Raw genomic sequence first — 19,501 nt, forward strand, 5'->3', positions numbered from 1 at the left:
CATATCCCGGCATCACTTCGATAAAATAAAGTCCAATTTAATTTTGAAGACAGACTAGAAGACGCGCTGGTATCAATACTGGTAATTTCCTGGCAACATCTCGAAATAATAACAGGTCTTTTTTACTTTTTTAATTGAAAGTAAAAATTATCTATTTGGTAAATTCTCAACTACAACACACTTTAACTACTCACCGTGAAGCCACAAGACACAACTATTTCCAATATTCCGGATTGCGGACCACTTTGTGCAACCGGGTATACTCATCACGCTGTGGCTCAGGCAGGGCTCGGCGACCAAATCATCACGTTTTTTACAGGCCTTTTGGATACCACGAACTGGCCTCCACGATGGTACTGCGGAAACTGGTCTGATTTTCATGGGTGGCTTTATATAACCTCCGATCTTCTGATCTGGGCCGCTTATTTCCTGATTCCAACATTCCTATTTCGCCTGGTGCTGCTCAGGAAAGATTTCCCTTTTCCCAAAGTGGTTTGGCTCTTTGGTGCATTTATTGTCTTCTGCGGAACAACCCATTTTATTGATGCCATCATTTTCTGGTGGCCGGTCTATCGCCTGAGTGCTTTAATTAGGCTGCTAACGGCGATTATTTCGATGACAACCGTGTATGTTCTTTATAGAATTCTACCAAATGTTTTGCTGCTAAGGTCCGTAAAAGAGTTAGAACATGAAATTAATGAACGCCGGCTAGTAGAAGAGAAACTGGCAGCCAGTGAATTTTTATTATCAGAAGCCGGACATGTCGGACGTGTGGGCGGATGGGAATTTGATGTGCAAACCAAAGAATTCTATTGGTCCAAAACAGCTTACGAGATTTACGGACAAAGCGAGGATTATTTTATCGGCCCGGAAGAGTCCATAGCTTCTTTTATCAAACCGCATCAGGAAATCCTGAGAAAAACGCTTCAAAATGCTTACAGCCAAGGCGTAGGTTGGGATATGGAATTGCAGCTTGTAACGCCCGACCAAAATAAAAAATGGGTCCGCTATTATGGCAAGCCTCTATTTGACTCAGATGGAAATCTGGTTAAAATGCGTGGAGTTATTATGGATATTGATAAGTATAAAACGAATGAATTGGCTCTAAGCAAATCGGTTGATTTGATGGCTCAGCAAAACAATCAGCTTAAAAATTTTACACATATTCTCTCGCACAATCTTAGAAATCATTCCAGTAACATTTCGATGCTTACGAATATCGTTGATGAAACTGCGATGGATAAGAATAACATTGAAATTTTCCAGAAGATTAAACGTGTTTCCGAAAATCTGAACGAGACGTTAAATGATCTTTCAACGGTTATCAAAATCAGGGAAAGCTATTTGCCAAGCCAGGAATTAAGTTTCAGAGCTACAACAGAAAAAGTATTGGGTGTGTTGGATACCGGCCTGAGCCAGAGCCATGCCGTCGTGGATATTAACTTCGAAATTGATACAGTCATGTTTCCCGGAATTTATCTTGAAAGTATCATTATGAATCTGGTTTCCAACGGTATAAAATATAAAAAAGAAAACGAAGACTTACGCATTGAATTAAAGACTTACACCGATCAAAATCAGATTACCATTCTTGAATATAGTGACAATGGCATGGGCATCGACCTTGAATTACATGGTGAGAAAATTTTTGGACTTTATAAAACATTCCACAAACATAAAGATGCTAACGGTGTAGGGTTATTTCTGATTAAAAATCAGATCGAATCGCAAGGCGGAAAAATCACTGTGGAAAGTAAACTGAATTTCGGAACCAAATTTAAAATTGCATTTTATGAGAAAAATTAAACTTTTATGTGTTATCGACGATGATGAAATCTATACATTTCTAATCAAAAGAATAATCAAACATGCGGAGGTTGCCGAAAACACAATTTTTTTCAAAAATGGTCTGGAAGCGCTCGAATTTTTTGTAGACAAGAAGATGCAGCCCGAAGAACTTCCGGAATTGATATTGCTCGATATCAATATGCCGATTCTTGATGGCTGGCAGTTTCTGGATGGCTATTCCAAGCTGGCTCCTATCATAAAAAAGGACATAACACTTTATATGACTAGCTCTTCCGAAGATCAGGATGATTATAACCGTGCCATGTCCATTGGGCCTGTAAAAGATTTTATCCAAAAACCGATTGATGTAGATGTATTGAAAAAACTGGTTGAACAGATGTGAATGCCATGACTGCTTTAAACTTTTGACATACTCAGAGCATCTTTAAAAGCAGCTGCAATTTGTTCATTAGATTGCGTCAACAGACTATCGTTTACCATCAATTTTATGGTTCCGTCTGATTTTGCAAGCGGTAATGCAATATTATATCTCTGCCACAATGTTTCACTTAACTTTTTAGAATTCACAGAGGCAGAAAGTTTTAATATGGAAATATTGGTTCCATCTTTTATGGATGTTATTGTTAATTCCGGTATTTGATTCAGTATTTTGAAAAGCTGCTCCGATTGAGACGCAAAACGTTTGAAACGATCTTCAATACCTGTCAAATGATGTAAGGCCATGGCTGCATTCGTCCAGTTTGAGTAAACAACGCCGCCATGTACTTTCACCAAATGTTCCATTTTGTCTATGATATTTTTGGGACCACATAGAACAGCACCTCCTGCGGCTCCAAGATATTTGTACAATGAAATGTATACGGTATCAAAATAAGACGCATATTCGGAAACTGAATTTCCTGAAAAAGCTGACGCCAGATAAATACGCGCGCCGTCCAGGTGAAGTTTATAACCTTGCGCCTTGCAAAAAGCACTTATCTTTTTAATCTCACTTAAAGGAACAAATTGTCCGTCGTTGCGCCTAACCGGATTTTCAATCGATACTGCTCCTATCCCACTTTTGAATACTTCTCTTTGAGCAAGTTCCTCAATCGAACCCTGTAATTCTTCCAGGGTAAAATATGCTTTGCCCGCAGCCAGCGGAATAAGCCGTTTACTAAATACCGACTGTGCTGAATCTGCTTCATCACGATAAACATGACTTGTGTCCTGTACAAATGCCTTTGTATTCTCACCACATAAAACAGAAATCGCCAGTTGATTTGCCATCGTGCCTGTCGGCATGTAAATGGCGGATTCTTTTCCTGTTATTTCACAAAATTTCTTCAAAAGCTGCTCAACGCTTCCGCCCTTTCCATATACATCTTTGACAACAGGCTTATCTTTGTTAATCTGATACAATTTTTCCAAATATTCGTCAGGGGAATACATTGGGCCATCCCCCATGAAATAAACACTTTCCTTTGCGGGAGCTCCTGACTTTCCCTGTGTAGCAAAAACATCAATCGTCGAAAGAGCCGGCGCAACTGATAAACCGGAAACACGCAAAAAATCTCTTCTGTTAAACATGATCTGACCGGTTAAATATGTAGGTTTTGATATGAATTGAAATTACGAAATGATTAACGGGATTGCTTTTCCCAATATCTAGAAAATTTTCCCCAACTAAATTAACACTGGTGACAAAATAAGTCTTAAAACCAAACTTCAAAACACAACCACATTTCGACTTTTAGGAAGAGAACAAAATTACATACCAGATTTTACCGATATTTTCAAAACAAAACTGATTAATTACAAGACATAATCCAAATTTGTTGTGTGAAATTAACCATGTAATCAAAAGGTAATAGGTACGATTATTTGATTGATAAATTTTTAGACCAAAACACTTAAATGGTCTAAAAATTTATTTGTTTCATTTATTAATTTACAAAACGACATGAAAAAGCTACTTTTTACAATATGCCTGGTAACAATCAGCACTTTTACTTTCGCACAAACTTTTAGTATCGGTCCAAAAGCGGGTGTCAATATCAGCAATTACACGAGTGGAGATATTGATTCTGATCCTCTGGTAGGTTATCATATCGGAGGTCTTTTGAACTTTGGTTTTGGAAAAAATTTCTCGATTCAACCGGAAGTTTTGTTCTCAACACAAGGAGCGAAAGTTCAGCGTCCGGCTGGTCAGCAGGATTTCAAAATAAGCTATCTTACAATTCCTGTTATGTTCAAATTAAAAACCAACGGTGGCTTTTTTGTCGAAGCAGGTCCGCAGGTTGGTTTCAGAACTTCACAGGATCTTCCTGACCAGACCATCAATCACTTCGCTAAAAATCTTGATTTGGCAGTGGGTGCAGGAATTGGATATCAAACCAAAATCGGTTTGGGAATCGGTGCAAGATATATTGCAGGACTTTCGAAAGTGGGTAACTTCTCCGGACAAAATATCAATCCTGATTTCAAAAACAGCGTTATTCAGGCAAGTATTTTCTGGGCAATTCCTTTGATCAATAACGACTAATCACAGCACTTTAATAATGATTGGGGAAAAGATTAATTTCTTTTCCCCTTTTTTATGCCTAACGCTGCAAGATTTAATAATTTGTAAAAATGATATGCGAAAGATTAACTTCGCAATTCCGAATTTTACACTCTTTTAAAAATATGATAACTCATTCCGTTTTTTTCAAACTCAAACATCCAAAAGGTTCAGCAGAAGAAAAGACATTTTTGAATGCAGCAATCGAATTGTCATCCATTCCGGGTGTTAACAATTTTCAATGTGTTCAGAAAGTCGGTAAATCGAATAAATTCGATTATGGCCTGACCATGGAATTCGATGATCAAAAAAGTTATGACGAATATTCAGCGCACCCGGATCATGTTCAGTTTGTTGAACAGTTATGGTTAAAAAATGTAGACGATTTTCTTGAAATCGATTACGTTCAATATATTGAATAGTAAAAGACAAAGCCACTGGGGAAATGAACTGACTGGTGGCTTTGTAAATATGATTAAAGATTTATTAGGTTATCAGATTCCCTTTTGAAAATCCTTTCTGTATTGCAACGGACTTATTTTTATTAACCTTTTAAAGAGTTTATAAAAATGGGAAACATCTCCAAATCCGCTTTCCATCGCAATTTCTGCCACTGGTTTTTCAGTTGATAAGAGCTGCTGCATGGCAAAGTTTATGCGGTAATCAATGACGGTTTCCATAAATGTTTTATCGGTAGCCTTTTTGAAATACTTGCAAAAAGCATTCGGCGACATATTCACTTCGGCCGCAACTTCATTCAATATAATATCCTGCCTGAAATTGTCAACAATATAACCCAGCGCCACATTCATTCTTTCCTTGTTGATATGCGGGAGCTGCGCCACCGTTCCTCCGTGATCCAGCAATTGATATTCCGCCGAATCAGCAAGATCTTCCATCACATCCAGAAGTCTTAACATTTTGCGGAAAGGGTTTTCTTCGACAGAGAGTAATTCTAATTTGGGTACTACATTTTCTGCCGTTTTTCCCATAAAACGAATACCGGATGCACTGCGTTTTAAAATATTCTGGATATTGGAAAGCTCTGGTCTGTCAAAAAATTCCTTCCCCAGAAAATCATTTATAAAATGTACAACCACTGATTTCACACCGTCTTCCTTTTCACTTTTCCAGCAGTGCGGCAAATCCGGCCCGATTAAAACCAGATCATTCTCCTCAAAATCCGCCATGTTATTTCCCACATAACGTTTTCCTCTTCCCTTCAAAATCAGTGTAAGTTCAAATTCAGGATGAAAATGAAACGGAACCGTAAATTGTTCCAGATCGAAGGACCTGACGATGAAAGAACTTTCAGGTCCTGGTTTTAAATTCTCGAATAAAGGTTTCATATTGACTTTATTAATCAATTCTTAATCTCAAATTTAAAAATAGATAAAATACACCATAAATTAGCCATTATCCGCCTAACTAAAAATTAATAAAGAGCCGAAATTTGAGAAAGATTATTCCTAAACCTTAAATTTTATATGGCTACTTTGACCGCCCCAGATCTAAACGGTTACAAAACAGTCTCTGAAAGTGAAATTCAAAGTTTTAAAGAAAACGGGCACGTTTTGATTCCCGGAATACTTAATGAAAATGAAGTTTCGTATTACAGAGATGTGATTAACAAGGCAGCTGTAACCTACAACACAGAAAAGCGCAAACTGGAAGACAGGGACACTTACGGAAAGGCTTTTCTACAAATTACTAATCTGTGGGAAGTTGATGAAAATGTAAAAAACTTCTCGCTTGCAAAACGTTTTGGCAAAATCGCTGCGGATTTACTCGGTGTGGAAAATGTCAGAATTTATCATGATCAGGCGCTTTACAAAGAACCCGGCGGGGGTTTTACGCCGTGGCATCAGGATCAGTATTACTGGCCGGTTGACACGGATAAAACCATTACCATGTGGATGCCATTGATTGATATTGATTCTGATATGGGCATGCTCACATTCGCTTCCGGCTCTCACCAAAGTGGTTTTATTGAAAATGTACCGATTTCTGACGAGTCAGAAATTATGCTGCAAAAATTTGTGCATGAAAAAGGTTACAAAATAACCAGGGCGGAAACCATGAATGCGGGTGATGCAACCTGGCATTATGGCTGGACGCTGCATTCTGCACCGGGAAACAAATCAACTGATGTTGTACGCGAGGTGATGACCATTATTTTTGTAGCAGATGGTGCAAAAATCACTGAGCCGCAAAACAAACATCAGGAGGCTGATCGCCAGCGCTGGATGGCAGGTGCACCTGCGGGTGAGCTGTTTGCTTCCAATCTGAATCCGGTAATTTTATAGTTATTTTGCAAGCCCGTTTACATTCTTGAACTTGGAGGTATCCCTTAACCGGGGATACCTTTTTTAGTTTTGATAATATCGGTTTAAATCTTTTCGAATCAACTTTTCAGATCATTCCTCTAAATTTCAAAACAGATAGCTGCCAGGTTTCTTTCAAAAATTTTTGGCTGGCTTGATTATTTAGGCCCGGATCAGGATAATTAATTTTCGACCTAATTGATCAGAACAGATGCAGGAGAAAAAAGACGGATACAATCCCATTGAAGATTATGGTCTTATTGGAAATCTGAAAACAGTGGCCCTGGTGTCCATGGACGGCTGCATAGATTTCATGTCATATCCTGATTTTGACTCTCCTACTGTTTTTGCAAAATTACTTGATAACAAAAAAGGCGGCAGCTTTTCGGTTGCGCCTCAGATTAAAGATTATAAGACAAAACAACTTTATCTGCCTGGTACGGCTGTACTTCTAACACGCTTTTTTTCCGAAGACGGCATTGCAGAACTGACTGATTACATGCCGGTTGAAGACGGACATCCGAGAAAATCCAACGTTATTGTAAGGGAAGTTAAAACCGTACGGGGTTCGATCACTTATCAGGTAAAATGCGATCCGGCATTCGATTACGGCAGAGCTGAACATACCTCTGAACTTGACAATAATGTCCTTGTTTTCAAGGGAGGCGATGAAGCAAAAACTGCACTGCGCCTTTCCGCATCCGTTCCTTTACAAATTGTAAAAAATCATGGTTACGCCGAATTTACATTGCAACAATCCGAAATCGCTTACCTGATACTGGAAAATGGAAACCAGAAAAAAAGCGAAATTGATTCAATCGAAATTTATAAAAAACAGACATATACGGATACGATCGACTTCTGGCGAAGCTGGTCGAATCAATCGCATTATAAAGGAAGATGGACAGAAACGGTTAACCGGTCTGCGATTACCCTAAAATTACTGACATCTGCCGAACTTGGATCTATGGTTGCCGCACCTACTTTCAGTCTTCCCGAAACTTTGGGAGCTGGGCGCAACTGGGATTATCGTTTCACCTGGATCAGAGATGCGGCCTTTACAATGTATGCTTTTTTAAGACTGGGCTATACCGAAGAAGCCACGGCATTTTTGAAATGGATACATGACCGATGCAAAGACGATAAACTTTATCTGATGTATTCGATTGATGGTCATCATGATCTGGCAGAAAAAGAACTTCCGCATCTGGAAGGTTATAAAAAATCAAAACCGGTAAGAATCGGAAATGCCGCTCAGGATCAGCTGCAAATCGATATTTATGGGGAACTGATTGACACGGTTTACATTTACGATAAACAGCATTCTGCCATTACTTATGAATTTTGGGCAACGATTAATACTCAGGTTGAACAAGTAATCAAAAGCTGGAAAGATGCGGATCACGGGATCTGGGAAATCAGAAATGTAAAAAAGGAATTTCTGCACAGTCGGCTTATGTGCTGGGTTGCCATGGACAGAGCCATCAAAATTGCTGAACACCGCTCTTTCCCCTATCCAAAAAACCAATGGAATGAAGTGAGGGATGAGATTTACATGGATATTTACGAAAATTTCTGGCATGAAGAATTGGGGGCATGGGTACAATATAAAGGTGCCAAACATGTGGACGCCAGTGTGCTTCTGATGTCCTTGCTGCACTTTATCTCTCCTCATGAGCCAAGATGGTTATCGACAATGAAAGTGGTTGAACGGGAATTAGGCCTGGATGTTCTTTTATACCGATATAGAAACGGTCCGGAGCAGTTTGACGGATTGAATGGCGATGAAGGAACTTTCAATATGTGCTCTTTCTGGTATATTGAATCACTCGCTAAAAGTGGTGAAGTAATTAAGGCGCTGGATAGTTTTGAAAAAATGACCGGATATGCAAACCACCTTGGACTGTTCAGCGAACAAATCAGTCATAAGGCTGAACATTTAGGAAATTTCCCTCAGGCATTTACGCATCTTGCATTAATCAGCGCGGCATTGGAAATTGACAAACAGCTTAACCGTTTGTAGGCTTATTTTTAACTAAACAACAAATGCTATAACATATCAAATAAAAGTATACAATTTGTAATTAGTCTTAATAGATTTGATGCATCGTTTCAAGACGATATATTTTCTCTACTCAGACTTATTTTTATGAAATTGTTATTACCCATTTTTTTAGCCTGCTTTTTCGCAGGAATTAATTCTTCTTTTGCCCAAAATACCGGAACCATTTCCGGACAGATCACCTCAGTTGATAAACTCCCGTTGGAATCTGTTTCTGTTTCTCTGATTGAATTAAACAAAGGAACACTAACCGACAATCAGGGAAATTACCAGATTTCCAACCTTACTCCGGGGAAATATACCATACGTATACAAATCCTCGGTGCAGCGGAAAAAGATCTTCCGGTTGAAGTAACATCAGGACAAACTTCCATCGTAAGTTATCAGCTGAACGAGGAAAACATCCACGCTTTACAGGAAGTAACTGTGATGGGCTCAACCAATAAATTCTCTAAAAAGGAAAGTATTTATGTGGCGCGTTTACCCTTGAAAAATATGGAAAACCCTCAGGTTTACACCACTGTTCCAAAGGAATTAATCCAGGAACAAATGGCTATTGACCTGGGAAGTATTTCCAAAAATGTTCCGGGCGCAGGTATTCCGATGCTGGCAAATCAGGGAAGAGTCACTTTCCGTCAAAGAGGATTTGAAACGGAGCCAAATGCCAGAAACGGTGTTGCAGGAGCCGCATTCTCATCCATAGATCCGGCAAACATTGAACGTGTGGAAGCGATCAAAGGACCATCTGCCGCATTATTTGGCACCAACGTATCAAGCAGTTATGGCGGGCTTTACAACAGGGTTACCAAAAAACCGTTTAACGGTTTCGGCGGAGAAGTGTCCTACACCGGCGGAAGCTGGAATCTTAACCGGTTAACGCTGGATGTCAATACGCCGGTGAATGCAGACAAAACCATTTTGTTCCGTATGAATGGCGCTACCACTTTTGAAAAAAGTTTTCAGGATCAAGGTTTTACCAGAAGTTTGAGTATCGCACCGAGTATTTCCTATCAGATCACAGACAGACTTTCGTTATGGCTGGATGTGGAATTTGGCCAGGCAAAAGGTACTTCTGTGGTTCGTTTCAATCCATTCACGGGAAGCAACAAAACACAATCCATCAAGGATATGAAATTTCCTTACAAACGCCTTTTTGGAGCAAATGACCTTACTTACGACACGCAAATGCTGAACATTTTCGCTCAGCTTAATTATAAAATATCCGAGCAATGGACTTCACAAACAGTCATTTCGCGTTCACGTTCTTCTATTAACGGATATATTTCTGCATTAAACGGACGAACAGATTCTACGCTGCGCGCTTCCGTAACCAGAGGTTATACTGCTTTTATTGCTACGGATATTCAGCAAAATTTCATCGGAGATTTCAAGATAGGGAATTTCAGAAACCGACTTGTGGTTGGACTTGATTATTACAACAATTCAAATTCTTTTGACCGGATAGCGATTAACGGTCCTACAATCAACTTCATAAATCCGCCCGCAAACTCTAAAATTAATGCGCAGGTCATTGACGCGCTTGCTTCAACAGGAACCGTTCGTGCAGAAAATAATGGTGACAACAGTTACGCGGTTTATGCCTCCGATGTTTTCAATGTTAACGAACGTTTGATGGCGATGCTGAGCTTGCGCGTTGACCGTTACAAAAGCCAGGGCGTTTATAATATCGCAACCGCGGTGACCACCGGCGCTTATAACCAGACGGCACTTTCACCGAAATTGGGTCTTGTTTACCAGCTTTTAAAAGACCGCGTTTCAGTATTTGGAAGTTATATGAATGGCTTTTTCAATAAAGCAGGATCGGATGCGAGTGGAAATGCATTCAAACCGGAACAGGCAAATCAGCTGGAATATGGAATTAAAGGAGATGTCTGGAATCACAAACTGGTGGGAACTGTAAGTTATTACGACATCCGGGTAAAAGATGTGATCCGTGCAGATCCTAATGATGTTAATTATTCGATCCAGGATGGTTCGCAGCAAAGCAAAGGGGTAGAATTTGAACTGACTGCCAATCCTGTCAAAGGATTAAATATTGTGGCCGGGTATGCTTACAACGACAGCAAATATACCAAAGCAGATGAAACTCTTCAGGGCCTTCGTCCCGCCTTGTCCGGCCCGGCCCGCACACTCAATTTCTGGGTAAGCTACCGGATTTCACAAGGAAAATATAAAGGTTTGGGACTTGGATTCGGAGGAAATTCCGGCAGTGATTCTTATCAGACAAATACGGCAAAAGCCAAAATCATCATTCCGTCTTATACCCTGCTTGACGCAAGTATTTTCTACGATCAGCCTCGTTATCGTATCCGATTTAAACTCGATAACCTTACAAGTGAACAAGCCTGGTCGGTACGTCTGACCCCACAGGCTCCTGCACGTTTTATGGGAAATCTTGTTTTGAAATTTTAACATAACTTTCCGGATGTCAATGTATTGGCATCCGGAATTGTTTATTCAATAAGCAGGCAATAGTTGCAGCGGTAACGAATACCGCTATATGCCACACCTTTGTAAGTCCCGGATTTTGGTTCAGTCCAGTCTTGCCTGATGATATAAAGTCCTTTCATCGTCGGCATAAATACCGCCTCTCCTTTTTCATTCACAGAAAGACTTTTCTCCCAGTTTTCAGGATTAAAAACCCGCAGTTTTGTAGTGCTGTCTACAGGCACATTTTCTTTGAAAGCCCTGACTACAACCAGCTTTTCTTTTTTTGAAGTAATGATATCTAAAAATTGATAAGATTGAGCTGTTTCAACTTTACTTTCAACATTGTAACCTGCACAAAGAAAATCAACCGGACGAACATTTTTACCTTTTATGGCTGATCTGTCCACTACCGGTAATGTTTCATTAATGGCCAGAATTTGGTAGTAACCTTTTTCCAAAGGCGTAAAAGTGGTTTCCCAACAATCTGCCCTCGGTTTAAGCTTTAAGTTAAAACGTTTTCCGTCTCCATTCATTACAAATACTTTAAAATCTCCACTCAGCGGTAACTCTGCTCCCTTTTCCCGGTGACGCACGCCAAATTCATCAATTTCACCGTAACAAACCTGAATCCTTACGGCTGAATTTATCTTTCCCGACCCTTTAATATCAAACCAATAACCGTGCGCCTCACATGTAATTGAAAGACAAAGCAACAAAAAAGCATTGATAATTTTCATTTGTAACTATTTGGCCTGAAAGTTAAATTCCCCGGTTTATTCAAGGGGACTGCAAAAGTATTTTTTATTCTACCGAATAAAATAAGAAACCTGAAAAATTCAACGTATTGGTATAAGTTAAGCCTATATTTGTACTAATGAAAAGTAAAATCTTCCCGAATAAAGCACTGCTCGACAAGTACTGGATAAAATTGACGGGACACCCATCGGAGTTTCCTCTTAATGCGCGTATTTTTCATTCTGCCTGCCTGATTTCCATTGCTGCGTTGATCTACAATATTCCTTTCAACTTTTTTGTTGGCTTACCGAATGTTGCCCTCGCCTGTATTCTGGTTCTGATTTTTTGCTTCGGCTTATATTACAATTCCAGATTTTTGCATAGGGTTAAGGCAAGCATATTTATTTCCAATTTTCTGGGACTCGGGCTTTTTATATTCACCTATTTTGTAAACAGCGGGCTATCCGGCCCTTCAGATCAGTTTTTTCTGCTCTTTCTGCTTTTAAGTATTTCAATAAGTCCGGTTGAACAATATAAAATCTGGGTTCCTTTAAATATCGGTATAGTAATGACACTGCATCTTACAGAATACTTCTATCCTGAGTTATTCCCTAACCCATATTCAAGCCGTTCTGATCACTTTATCGATCAGACTTCCTCCTACATTGAAGTTGCACTGCTGTTTTTTTTCTGTACTTCTTATATCCGTAAAAGTTATGAGCGCGAAAAATCATCGGCATCTATAAAAACGAAATCAATCGAAAAAAAGAATTTGCGGATTGTAAAACAAAATCAGGAGCTGGAAAGCCTGAGTGCCGAAAAAAGCAAATTGATGTCCATTATTGCGCACGATTTAAGATCTCCCTTATCAAGTATTCAGAATTACCTTGAATTACTTTCCGCGTACGGGCTTAATGAAGCAGAGAAAAACGATATTGAAAAAGATCTCCTGCACGCAACAAAAGATACGCTGGCACTGCTTACCAAACTTCTTGCCTGGTCCAAATCCCAGCTTCACGGCATTGTTGCTTATCCCGAATATTTAAATGTCCTTGATCTTTTGTCTGATACGCTGGAATTTGAAAAAACAGTTGCTTCGGCAAAAGATATTTTACTGGATTATTCCTTCGATTCTGAGCTTACGATTTATGCCGATAAGGACATGATGCAGCTCATTATCAGAAATTTCGTTGGAAACGCCATCAAATTCACACACAAGGGCGGCTTCATATCAGTAAATGCCAAAGCTGAATCGGGAGACTGTATTATTTCAATAAAAGATACCGGAATTGGCATTCCTGTGGAAAGACAGAAAGATCTTTTTTCCCTTAAAGCGGAATCCACTTTTGGCACAAAAGGAGAAAAAGGTGTAGGACTGGGTCTATTGCTTTGTATAGAATATATTAACGCCCAGAATGGAAAGATCTGGTTTGAAAGTACGCCTGACCTGGGCTCATGTTTTTACATTTCTGTACCCGGAAACGCAGTCATTTCCAGTCGTCACTTGGAACAGAATTGATCATTTTGATTTTTAGATTAGTGGGTAGAGATGTCTTTAATAATTTTATTTTCAAGAGCCTTAATCACAGCGATTGTTATCAAGGTCGAAAACAGTAAGGCCACGGCCATTAGAATATAAGATGCGTCGAAGCTGCCTGTTTTACCATTCAGATATCCTACAAGATAAGATCCTATAAATGACCCCAGCGCTCCAATACTATTAATAAGTCCCAATGCACCACCGGCAACATTTTTCGGAAGTATTTCTGTAATAACCGCAAAAAACGGTCCGTAAGGAGCATACAATGCACCGCCGGCAATTACCAAAAGTATAAACGATATCCAGAAATGATCCGGACCAATGAGGTAGGAAAAAAAGAATGCAACCGACGCAGCCAGTAAAAATGGCCAGATGAATATTTTCCGGTTAAGCGTTTTATCTGAAAAATACGAAGTGGCGAGCATACCTATGATGGCGAGCAGATAAGGAACAGAAGATAGCCAGCCTGTTTTCACAATATCCATGTCTGGCGCGGCTTTGATGATAGATGGAAGCCACATCACAAATCCGTAGACGCCCAGACTCCAAAGTAAATATTGGAAGCAAAGCAGTATTACGGTGGTTGATTTAAATGCCTCAGCGTAATTTTTTACAGGTTTAATACCGATTTGTTCTTCACCAAGCTGTTTTTCTACGGCCTGTTTATCGTCTTCGCTCAGCCAGCTAGCATCCTTGGGTTTTTCATCAATCATTTTCCACCAGATAAATGCCCAGATTATTCCTGGAACGCCCTGAATGATAAACATCCATCGCCAGCCCATTGAATCTATCAGGTAACCGGAGAGCACCGACATCCATAAAACAGTAACCGGATTTCCCAAAATTAGAAAAGTATTGGCTCTTGATCGCTCCTTTTTTGTGAACCATTGGCTTAACAAAATAAGCATGGAAGGCATCACTGCACTTTCTACCACCCCAAGCATAAATCGGATCGCAATCAATGAACTTACATTGTTTACCATTCCCGTTGCTGCTGCCAAAGCACCCCAGAGAATCAGCGAGATAAAAATTAGTTTTTTTGCACTTTTACTGGCCGCATAATGTGCACCCGGAATTTGAAAGAAGAAGTATCCCAAAAAAAACAATGCCCCCAAAAGAGACGACATGGATTTGTCAATATGAAGATCGCCTGCCATACCACCGGCAACGGCAAAACCAAAATTGGCCCGGTCAAGATAGGCAAGACTGTATGTTATAAATACAATAGGAATAATTCTGAACCATCGCTTCGGAGCCAGGGGCTGCTTCATACTTTTAAATTTCGCTTTTCGAGTAAAAGACGCGCAAAGCAAAACGCTACCTGTGTTTGCCTATCGTTTTTTTATCTGGCATGATTATAGGTATTATTATCTTAAAACGTATGCAACAACTTTTCTTTCCCCATGATACGCGTCACCCCTTTTTATACCCGGTTAGCACACATTCTAATCAGTATTATTTGTCTTTTTTATATCGCTATCATCGGGCGCACACTACTGGCTCCCCTGATTTTTGCCTTGTTATTTTCTTTGCTGCTTCTTCCTTTTTCTGTGTATCTGGAAACCAAGCTGCGTTTACCTAGATGGGCTTCATCTCTTATTGCGTTGCTTTCACTTATTTTGGCCATTGTCAGCATCATGACCATTCTAGGATCACAACTTACTGCACTGGCACAAGACTGGCCGGCTTTTAAGTCACAGGTTCTTACCGGTACAGCGGATCTGCAAAAGTGGATTTCTATGAGATTCCATGTGGATAGTACCCAGCAAATGAGTTATATAAACGATTCTGCGGCAAAGGCTTTAAATACCGGTACAACATTGCTGGGCCACACGCTACTTTCTGTTTCATCGGTAATTTTCTTTTTGCTGTTTACATTTCTCTATACTTTTTTTATCCTCTTGCACAGGCGTTTGCTGCTTCGCTTTATTGTTTCATTATTCAGTGAAGAGCAAAGCATTATCGTTTATGACGTTGTCAGTCAGATTCAATATATTGTCAAAAAATACATTGCCGGTTTGTTTCTTCAAATGATCATTGTAACCGGTTTGGCTGTCGCTGCATTTACGATTCTTGGAATCAAATATGGTTTTTTATTAGGCCTGATCACAGGTATTTTCAACTTGATACCCTATATCGGAATTTTGACAGCTTTGCTGCTTGCCATTTTGATAACCTTCGCCACATCCACTTCCAGTCACATTTTGTTTGTAATAGCTGCCATTGTGGTTATACACCTGATTGACAGCAATTACATTATGCCTAAAATTGTTGGTTCAAAAGTGAAAATAAATACGCTGATCGCGTTGATCGGGCTGGTACTTGGGGAGATGATCTGGGGAATCACGGGAATGTTTCTATCCATTCCGGTCATTGCAATTATCAAGGTAATCTTTGACCGTGTTGAAGGGTTGAAACCATGGGGTATGGTTCTGGGTGACGATGATAGTCATCCCGACAAACCTGCCCTAGAGGAATTTCAGAAAGACGAAAAAAATAAGGCTAACCCGGTATCGAATCAGCCCTAAAATATTTTCAAAAGGGCGTCAAATTAATCCTGGGTGACCAAAACTTTTGATCTCACTTTCCCTTTTTTCGGTTCTTTTTTGCCTTTGTTATACCATATCAAAAAACCGGAAACTGGCAACGATGTCGCCAGAAGACAGGCAATGAAATATAGCAATTTAGAAAATGTGCCAAACAATTCTCCCGTGTGAATAAACTTCACCGATGAAACTATTTTTTCACCCAGTGTCTTGTCAGTATACTTTTCCAGTTTCACCATATTTCCGGTATACTGATCAAAATAAACCCTGTCAATAGCTGCAAGTGTGAAAAACCCACTCTGACTTTTGAGAACCGCATAGGTACCAACTGAATCAGCAGGCATATTGATCCGGATGTTTCCCGGGTAAGTATAGACTTTATTGGCATTTGCCAGAACTGTCTCCATCGGTATGTATGTACTATTTCCAGGTATTTTGGAAACCGGATTTTCACTTTTCTTCACGCCCATCGCTTTTGTAAAACCTTCTTTGTACCAATCAAAAGTGAAATAGGGACCGGTTACCGCCATTATTGTTACAAAAACAAAGGCGTAAAATCCCAGCGTTTTGTGCAAATCGAAATTGACTCTTTTAAAAGTTGCATCCGTTTTGATCTTAAATCCGGGTGACCAGCTTCCCGATTTTTTCCAGCTTTTAATCTTGGCCGGAAACCATAGAATCAATCCTGTAATTTGGAGAAAAATCATCATCATGGCAGCGGTTCCGGTTATAACCCCGCCAATTTTTTTATCCAATAACAGCCATCTGTGTATTTTTAACGTTGTGGCGAAAAAAGTTAGAGAAGATGTCTGCGCATCGCCAAGGATTTTTCCATTATAAGGATTGACAAAATAACTTACCGATTTCCCTTTTGGCTCCTCCTTTTTCTCAGAAATGCCCTTTTTCATTGACGCTTTAACGTCTTCCTTCCTGGTTTTTACCTCTTTTTCACCCGACTTTTCTTTCTCCGGAACATTCAGCGCGATGGTCCAGGCTTCGGATTTATTTTCAGGAATCTGGATATTGCTTATTTTTCCTTTGATCTCCGCCTCAACTTTTGCTGTCAGAGCAGCCATGGGCATCGGACTTTTATTTTCGGCATTAATAGTAAATTTATCTGTATCCAGAAAATGGGTGATATCAACTCGGAAAGCATAGACTGTACCCGTCAAACACATGATGAAAAGAATGATCGCACTCGGAAGTCCTACCCAGAGATGTAAATCATCAACAAGTTTTCTAAAAGTGTATTTGCTTTTCATAGGACGACAGACCGTGTAGTTCAGTAAGTTTTATCAAAAAAAGAATGATTAAATCGCCAGATTTAATCATTCCAAATTGAATTAATCTATACAAGTTTGGTCTTATTTTAAATTCGTCCAAATAAATTACAAGATTCTTTAAAAGATACAATTACTTCCTTAATTAGTAAAGAAAATCAATTGTTTCACACAACCCTGTTCCAGGATTTATAGGAACGGTAATTGTCTGACGTTAGAATGAACGAAATTGCTTAACTGACAAAATTCCCTTGTGTATTTGTCCTTATCCAGTCGGTACAATTTCGCTTTGTTCGTAACAACAACATCCACCTTGAAACCAGAATCCAGCAGCAAACCGGTTGCCAGGAGTTTTTTACTGAAATTCCTCCGGTCAAAAGTGACTCCAAAAATAGTTTCGTAGACTTTCTGAACCTGTGGTATCGTAAAATATTCAGGCAGAAAATCAAAACAAAAAGGCCGCAGCGTGGCATTGTATTGCAAATGAACCCTTGCATTATTTATAAGATTATGCCCATCAAAATTTAACCCGGCCAGCCTTGCCAGTTTTTGCCATTTTACATGAGATTGCTTTAATTTAAAAGCATTTTTCTCCTCCATTCTCACACATGAAAAATAACTGACAGACATAATCTGATCACTTTCAGTGGAATTACAAACGCTTACTTCCAGCAATTCTGTACTGGAGGTTTTCTGATTGGTAAGTTCGAAAAGCATTCCTGACGCGGTAGTATCCAGTTCTTCCGAATAATGAAGTAATCTGGAAGGGATTGTCCACGCGCCCTCTGTAAGGTGCGGATTTTCCTTTGTCAGCAATACATAAAGCTCATTTTCGAAGAAGCTAAAAATTACAGCACTTAATTTGACCGGCAGACGCACTGGCGCAGTATCGTTTTCAATTTGTACTGTTTGTGACTTTTTGGCAGATTTAGAAGCCACTGATTTCAATAATACTTTTTCCATCTGTTCTCAATCTTCACAAACTCTTCGCAGAGTCTTTTATAATACCATATCACTTTGAGTCGGATCTCAATACAAAATGAACATTTATAACAATTAAAAGAAAATGGCCAGGAAGAAGAGCCCAGATATCCGGTCGAAGAGCAGAATTTTAACGACGGAAACAGGATGTCGTTATTTATGTTTTTAAGAAAATCTTTATTCCAAATATAAGCTCAAATGTTAACGAATCTTAAAATTCAGGTGGTTTGCCACGTAATGGACACTTTGTATGTATTGCCAACTGAACGATGGTGTAACCAACAGCAGACTTCGAAATTTCATTTTATAACAAAAACCAGAAAGTATCCATCTGATCTCATGAAATAATTTTACAGGGAAAGTTTCCTCTTAAATTTTAAAAATTCATTTCAATATTATGAACGATCAACTCAGAGCACTTCTGGCCGTCAATTCCGGCCTTCCTTTTACATCCATTACTGAGGATTCAAATCTTTCAAAAGATCTTGGTCTTGATAGTCTCGATACTGTCGATCTGGTTTTACAAATGGAAGATATGTTCAAAATCGCTATTCCCGATGAAGAATACCAGGAGCTTCAAACGGTTAAACAGTTTTCGGATTATTTATTGAAAAAGAGAGCAGAAGCTTAATTTCACCCTAATCATTTTAAACAAATCAACAAACACCATGAAAAAGCTTTACGCTTTGCAGTTTCCATGATAATTATGCTGGCCAAAAGCTGAAATTATCCTACCCGATTCCAACGCTTTTATTCCCGTTTTATAATATCCAGACATCAATAATGTAACCAAAATTAAATTTAAGTTACAAGTCCGAACCGCAAAAATAAGCGCTCAATCAATTTTTGAAAATATATTAAATTATTTTAAAATATTTTTTCGCTTTGAAGAAATAAAATTGGGCAAAATTCCTAAAAAAGCCTATTGGTAAAGTACATTCAGAATTAAATTTTTAAATTAAACCTTTTAACAATATTAAATATTGAATCCACATTTTAGCTGATAAGATCATTGCTTTGCAACATACAAGTCAAAATCTTATTAGGCGTCCAAATCGCAAAATTGGTTACATTTTCAATTTCAATATTTAAATAATCCTATTTTCATATTGAGTAAAAATGAAATTTTCAGACAAAAAGCCCCATTAGATCACATCCAAAAACATCCATAACTTTCACTCAGTGTACATTTTATAAAAATATGTTGTATATTTGTAGTGTTATAAAACAA

Annotated in this window: 16 protein-coding genes; 10 read left to right on the top strand and 6 right to left on the bottom strand. The window is 39.0% G+C overall.

Going from position 1 to position 19,501, the window contains the following annotated elements:
• The first annotated feature begins 195 nt into the window (after positions 1-195).
• A complete protein-coding gene (locus tag IEE83_RS15995; RefSeq protein WP_194121538.1) occupies positions 196-1,806 on the top strand; it encodes a sensor histidine kinase in 1,611 nt (536 codons plus the stop codon).
• Positions 1,793-2,191 carry a response regulator gene (locus IEE83_RS16000; RefSeq protein WP_194121539.1) on the top strand — a complete coding sequence of 133 codons (399 nt, stop codon included), beginning with the start codon at positions 1,793-1,795 and terminating at the stop codon, positions 2,189-2,191. Before IEE83_RS15995 ends, IEE83_RS16000 begins: the two co-directional genes overlap by 14 nt.
• 14 nt (positions 2,192-2,205) lie before the next feature.
• Here IEE83_RS16000 and IEE83_RS16005 read toward each other — a convergent pair whose 3' ends face one another.
• The gene (locus tag IEE83_RS16005) at positions 2,206-3,378 is read right to left on the bottom strand and encodes a threonine aldolase family protein (protein ID WP_194121540.1); all 1,173 of its coding nucleotides are present in this window, start codon (positions 3,376-3,378) and stop codon (positions 2,206-2,208) included.
• A gap of 373 nt (positions 3,379-3,751) precedes the next feature.
• Between IEE83_RS16005 and IEE83_RS16010 the strand changes: the two genes are divergently transcribed.
• Positions 3,752-4,333: a porin family protein gene (locus IEE83_RS16010; protein ID WP_194121541.1), complete on the top strand. Its 582-nt coding sequence runs from the start codon at positions 3,752-3,754 to the stop codon at positions 4,331-4,333.
• A 143-nt stretch (positions 4,334-4,476) separates the two neighbouring features.
• A complete protein-coding gene (locus IEE83_RS16015; protein WP_194121542.1) occupies positions 4,477-4,773 on the top strand; it encodes a Dabb family protein in 297 nt (98 codons plus the stop codon).
• A gap of 72 nt (positions 4,774-4,845) precedes the next feature.
• On the opposite strand, the gene IEE83_RS16020 is transcribed toward IEE83_RS16015, so the two are convergent.
• The gene (locus IEE83_RS16020; protein ID WP_194121543.1) at positions 4,846-5,700 is read right to left on the bottom strand and encodes an AraC family transcriptional regulator; all 855 of its coding nucleotides are present in this window, start codon (positions 5,698-5,700) and stop codon (positions 4,846-4,848) included.
• A 138-nt stretch (positions 5,701-5,838) separates the two neighbouring features.
• On the opposite strand from IEE83_RS16020, the gene IEE83_RS16025 reads away from it, so the two are divergent.
• The 3 genes from IEE83_RS16025 (at position 5,839) to IEE83_RS16035 (ending at position 11,170) form a co-directional block, all read left to right on the top strand.
• Positions 5,839-6,657 carry a phytanoyl-CoA dioxygenase family protein gene (locus tag IEE83_RS16025; RefSeq protein ID WP_194121544.1) on the top strand — a complete coding sequence of 273 codons (819 nt, stop codon included), beginning with the start codon at positions 5,839-5,841 and terminating at the stop codon, positions 6,655-6,657.
• A 229-nt stretch (positions 6,658-6,886) separates the two neighbouring features.
• A complete protein-coding gene (locus IEE83_RS16030; protein ID WP_194121545.1) occupies positions 6,887-8,698 on the top strand; it encodes a glycoside hydrolase family 15 protein in 1,812 nt (603 codons plus the stop codon).
• Between the two features lie 126 nt (positions 8,699-8,824).
• The gene (locus IEE83_RS16035; RefSeq protein WP_194121546.1) at positions 8,825-11,170 is read left to right on the top strand and encodes a TonB-dependent receptor; all 2,346 of its coding nucleotides are present in this window, start codon (positions 8,825-8,827) and stop codon (positions 11,168-11,170) included.
• 41 nt (positions 11,171-11,211) lie between these two features.
• On the opposite strand, the gene IEE83_RS16040 is transcribed toward IEE83_RS16035, so the two are convergent.
• A complete protein-coding gene (locus IEE83_RS16040; protein WP_194121547.1) occupies positions 11,212-11,925 on the bottom strand; it encodes a hypothetical protein in 714 nt (237 codons plus the stop codon).
• 137 nt (positions 11,926-12,062) lie between these two features.
• On the opposite strand from IEE83_RS16040, the gene IEE83_RS16045 reads away from it, so the two are divergent.
• Positions 12,063-13,442, top strand: a complete 1,380-nt coding sequence (locus tag IEE83_RS16045) for a sensor histidine kinase (RefSeq protein WP_194121548.1) — start codon at positions 12,063-12,065, stop codon at positions 13,440-13,442.
• Positions 13,443-13,459: 17 nt separating this feature from the next.
• Here IEE83_RS16045 and IEE83_RS16050 read toward each other — a convergent pair whose 3' ends face one another.
• Positions 13,460-14,734, bottom strand: a complete 1,275-nt coding sequence (locus IEE83_RS16050) for an MFS transporter (protein ID WP_194121549.1) — start codon at positions 14,732-14,734, stop codon at positions 13,460-13,462.
• 132 nt (positions 14,735-14,866) lie between these two features.
• Here IEE83_RS16050 and IEE83_RS16055 point away from each other — a divergent pair, with 132 nt between their 5' ends.
• Positions 14,867-15,991, top strand: coding sequence for an AI-2E family transporter (locus IEE83_RS16055; RefSeq protein ID WP_194121550.1), 1,125 nt, complete (start codon positions 14,867-14,869; stop codon positions 15,989-15,991).
• A 23-nt stretch (positions 15,992-16,014) separates the two neighbouring features.
• Here the strand turns inward: IEE83_RS16055 and IEE83_RS16060 are convergent, their stop codons facing one another.
• Both IEE83_RS16060 and IEE83_RS16065 read right to left on the bottom strand, forming a co-directional pair.
• Entirely contained in the window at positions 16,015-17,271 is a 1,257-nt protein-coding gene (locus IEE83_RS16060; protein WP_194121551.1) for a PepSY-associated TM helix domain-containing protein, read from the bottom strand.
• 207 nt (positions 17,272-17,478) lie between these two features.
• Positions 17,479-18,252: an NrtR DNA-binding winged helix domain-containing protein gene (locus IEE83_RS16065; protein ID WP_194121552.1), complete on the bottom strand. Its 774-nt coding sequence runs from the start codon at positions 18,250-18,252 to the stop codon at positions 17,479-17,481.
• 415 nt (positions 18,253-18,667) lie between these two features.
• Here IEE83_RS16065 and IEE83_RS16070 point away from each other — a divergent pair, with 415 nt between their 5' ends.
• Positions 18,668-18,901, top strand: a complete 234-nt coding sequence (locus tag IEE83_RS16070) for an acyl carrier protein (RefSeq protein WP_194121553.1) — start codon at positions 18,668-18,670, stop codon at positions 18,899-18,901.
• The last annotated feature ends 600 nt before the right edge of the window (positions 18,902-19,501 follow it).

Source organism: Dyadobacter subterraneus, from assembly GCF_015221875.1.
GTDB classification, from domain to species: domain Bacteria; phylum Bacteroidota; class Bacteroidia; order Cytophagales; family Spirosomataceae; genus Dyadobacter; species Dyadobacter subterraneus.

Bases quoted from the DNA above. Each gene is read 5' to 3' on its own strand.
- IEE83_RS16000 (WP_194121539.1), top strand. From the start codon at position 1,793: ATGAGAAAAATTAAACTTTTATGTGTTATCGACGATGATGAAATCTAT.
- IEE83_RS16005 (WP_194121540.1), bottom strand. From the start codon at position 3,378: ATGTTTAACAGAAGAGATTTTTTGCGTGTTTCCGGTTTATCAGTTGCG.
- IEE83_RS16010 (WP_194121541.1), top strand. From the start codon at position 3,752: ATGAAAAAGCTACTTTTTACAATATGCCTGGTAACAATCAGCACTTTT.
- IEE83_RS16015 (WP_194121542.1), top strand. From the start codon at position 4,477: ATGATAACTCATTCCGTTTTTTTCAAACTCAAACATCCAAAAGGTTCA.
- IEE83_RS16020 (WP_194121543.1), bottom strand. From the start codon at position 5,700: ATGAAACCTTTATTCGAGAATTTAAAACCAGGACCTGAAAGTTCTTTC.
- IEE83_RS16025 (WP_194121544.1), top strand. From the start codon at position 5,839: ATGGCTACTTTGACCGCCCCAGATCTAAACGGTTACAAAACAGTCTCT.
- IEE83_RS16030 (WP_194121545.1), top strand. From the start codon at position 6,887: ATGCAGGAGAAAAAAGACGGATACAATCCCATTGAAGATTATGGTCTT.
- IEE83_RS16035 (WP_194121546.1), top strand. From the start codon at position 8,825: ATGAAATTGTTATTACCCATTTTTTTAGCCTGCTTTTTCGCAGGAATT.
- IEE83_RS16040 (WP_194121547.1), bottom strand. From the start codon at position 11,925: ATGAAAATTATCAATGCTTTTTTGTTGCTTTGTCTTTCAATTACATGT.
- IEE83_RS16045 (WP_194121548.1), top strand. From the start codon at position 12,063: ATGAAAAGTAAAATCTTCCCGAATAAAGCACTGCTCGACAAGTACTGG.
- IEE83_RS16050 (WP_194121549.1), bottom strand. From the start codon at position 14,734: ATGAAGCAGCCCCTGGCTCCGAAGCGATGGTTCAGAATTATTCCTATT.
- IEE83_RS16055 (WP_194121550.1), top strand. From the start codon at position 14,867: ATGATACGCGTCACCCCTTTTTATACCCGGTTAGCACACATTCTAATC.
- IEE83_RS16060 (WP_194121551.1), bottom strand. From the start codon at position 17,271: ATGAAAAGCAAATACACTTTTAGAAAACTTGTTGATGATTTACATCTC.
- IEE83_RS16065 (WP_194121552.1), bottom strand. From the start codon at position 18,252: ATGGAAAAAGTATTATTGAAATCAGTGGCTTCTAAATCTGCCAAAAAG.
- IEE83_RS16070 (WP_194121553.1), top strand. From the start codon at position 18,668: ATGAACGATCAACTCAGAGCACTTCTGGCCGTCAATTCCGGCCTTCCT.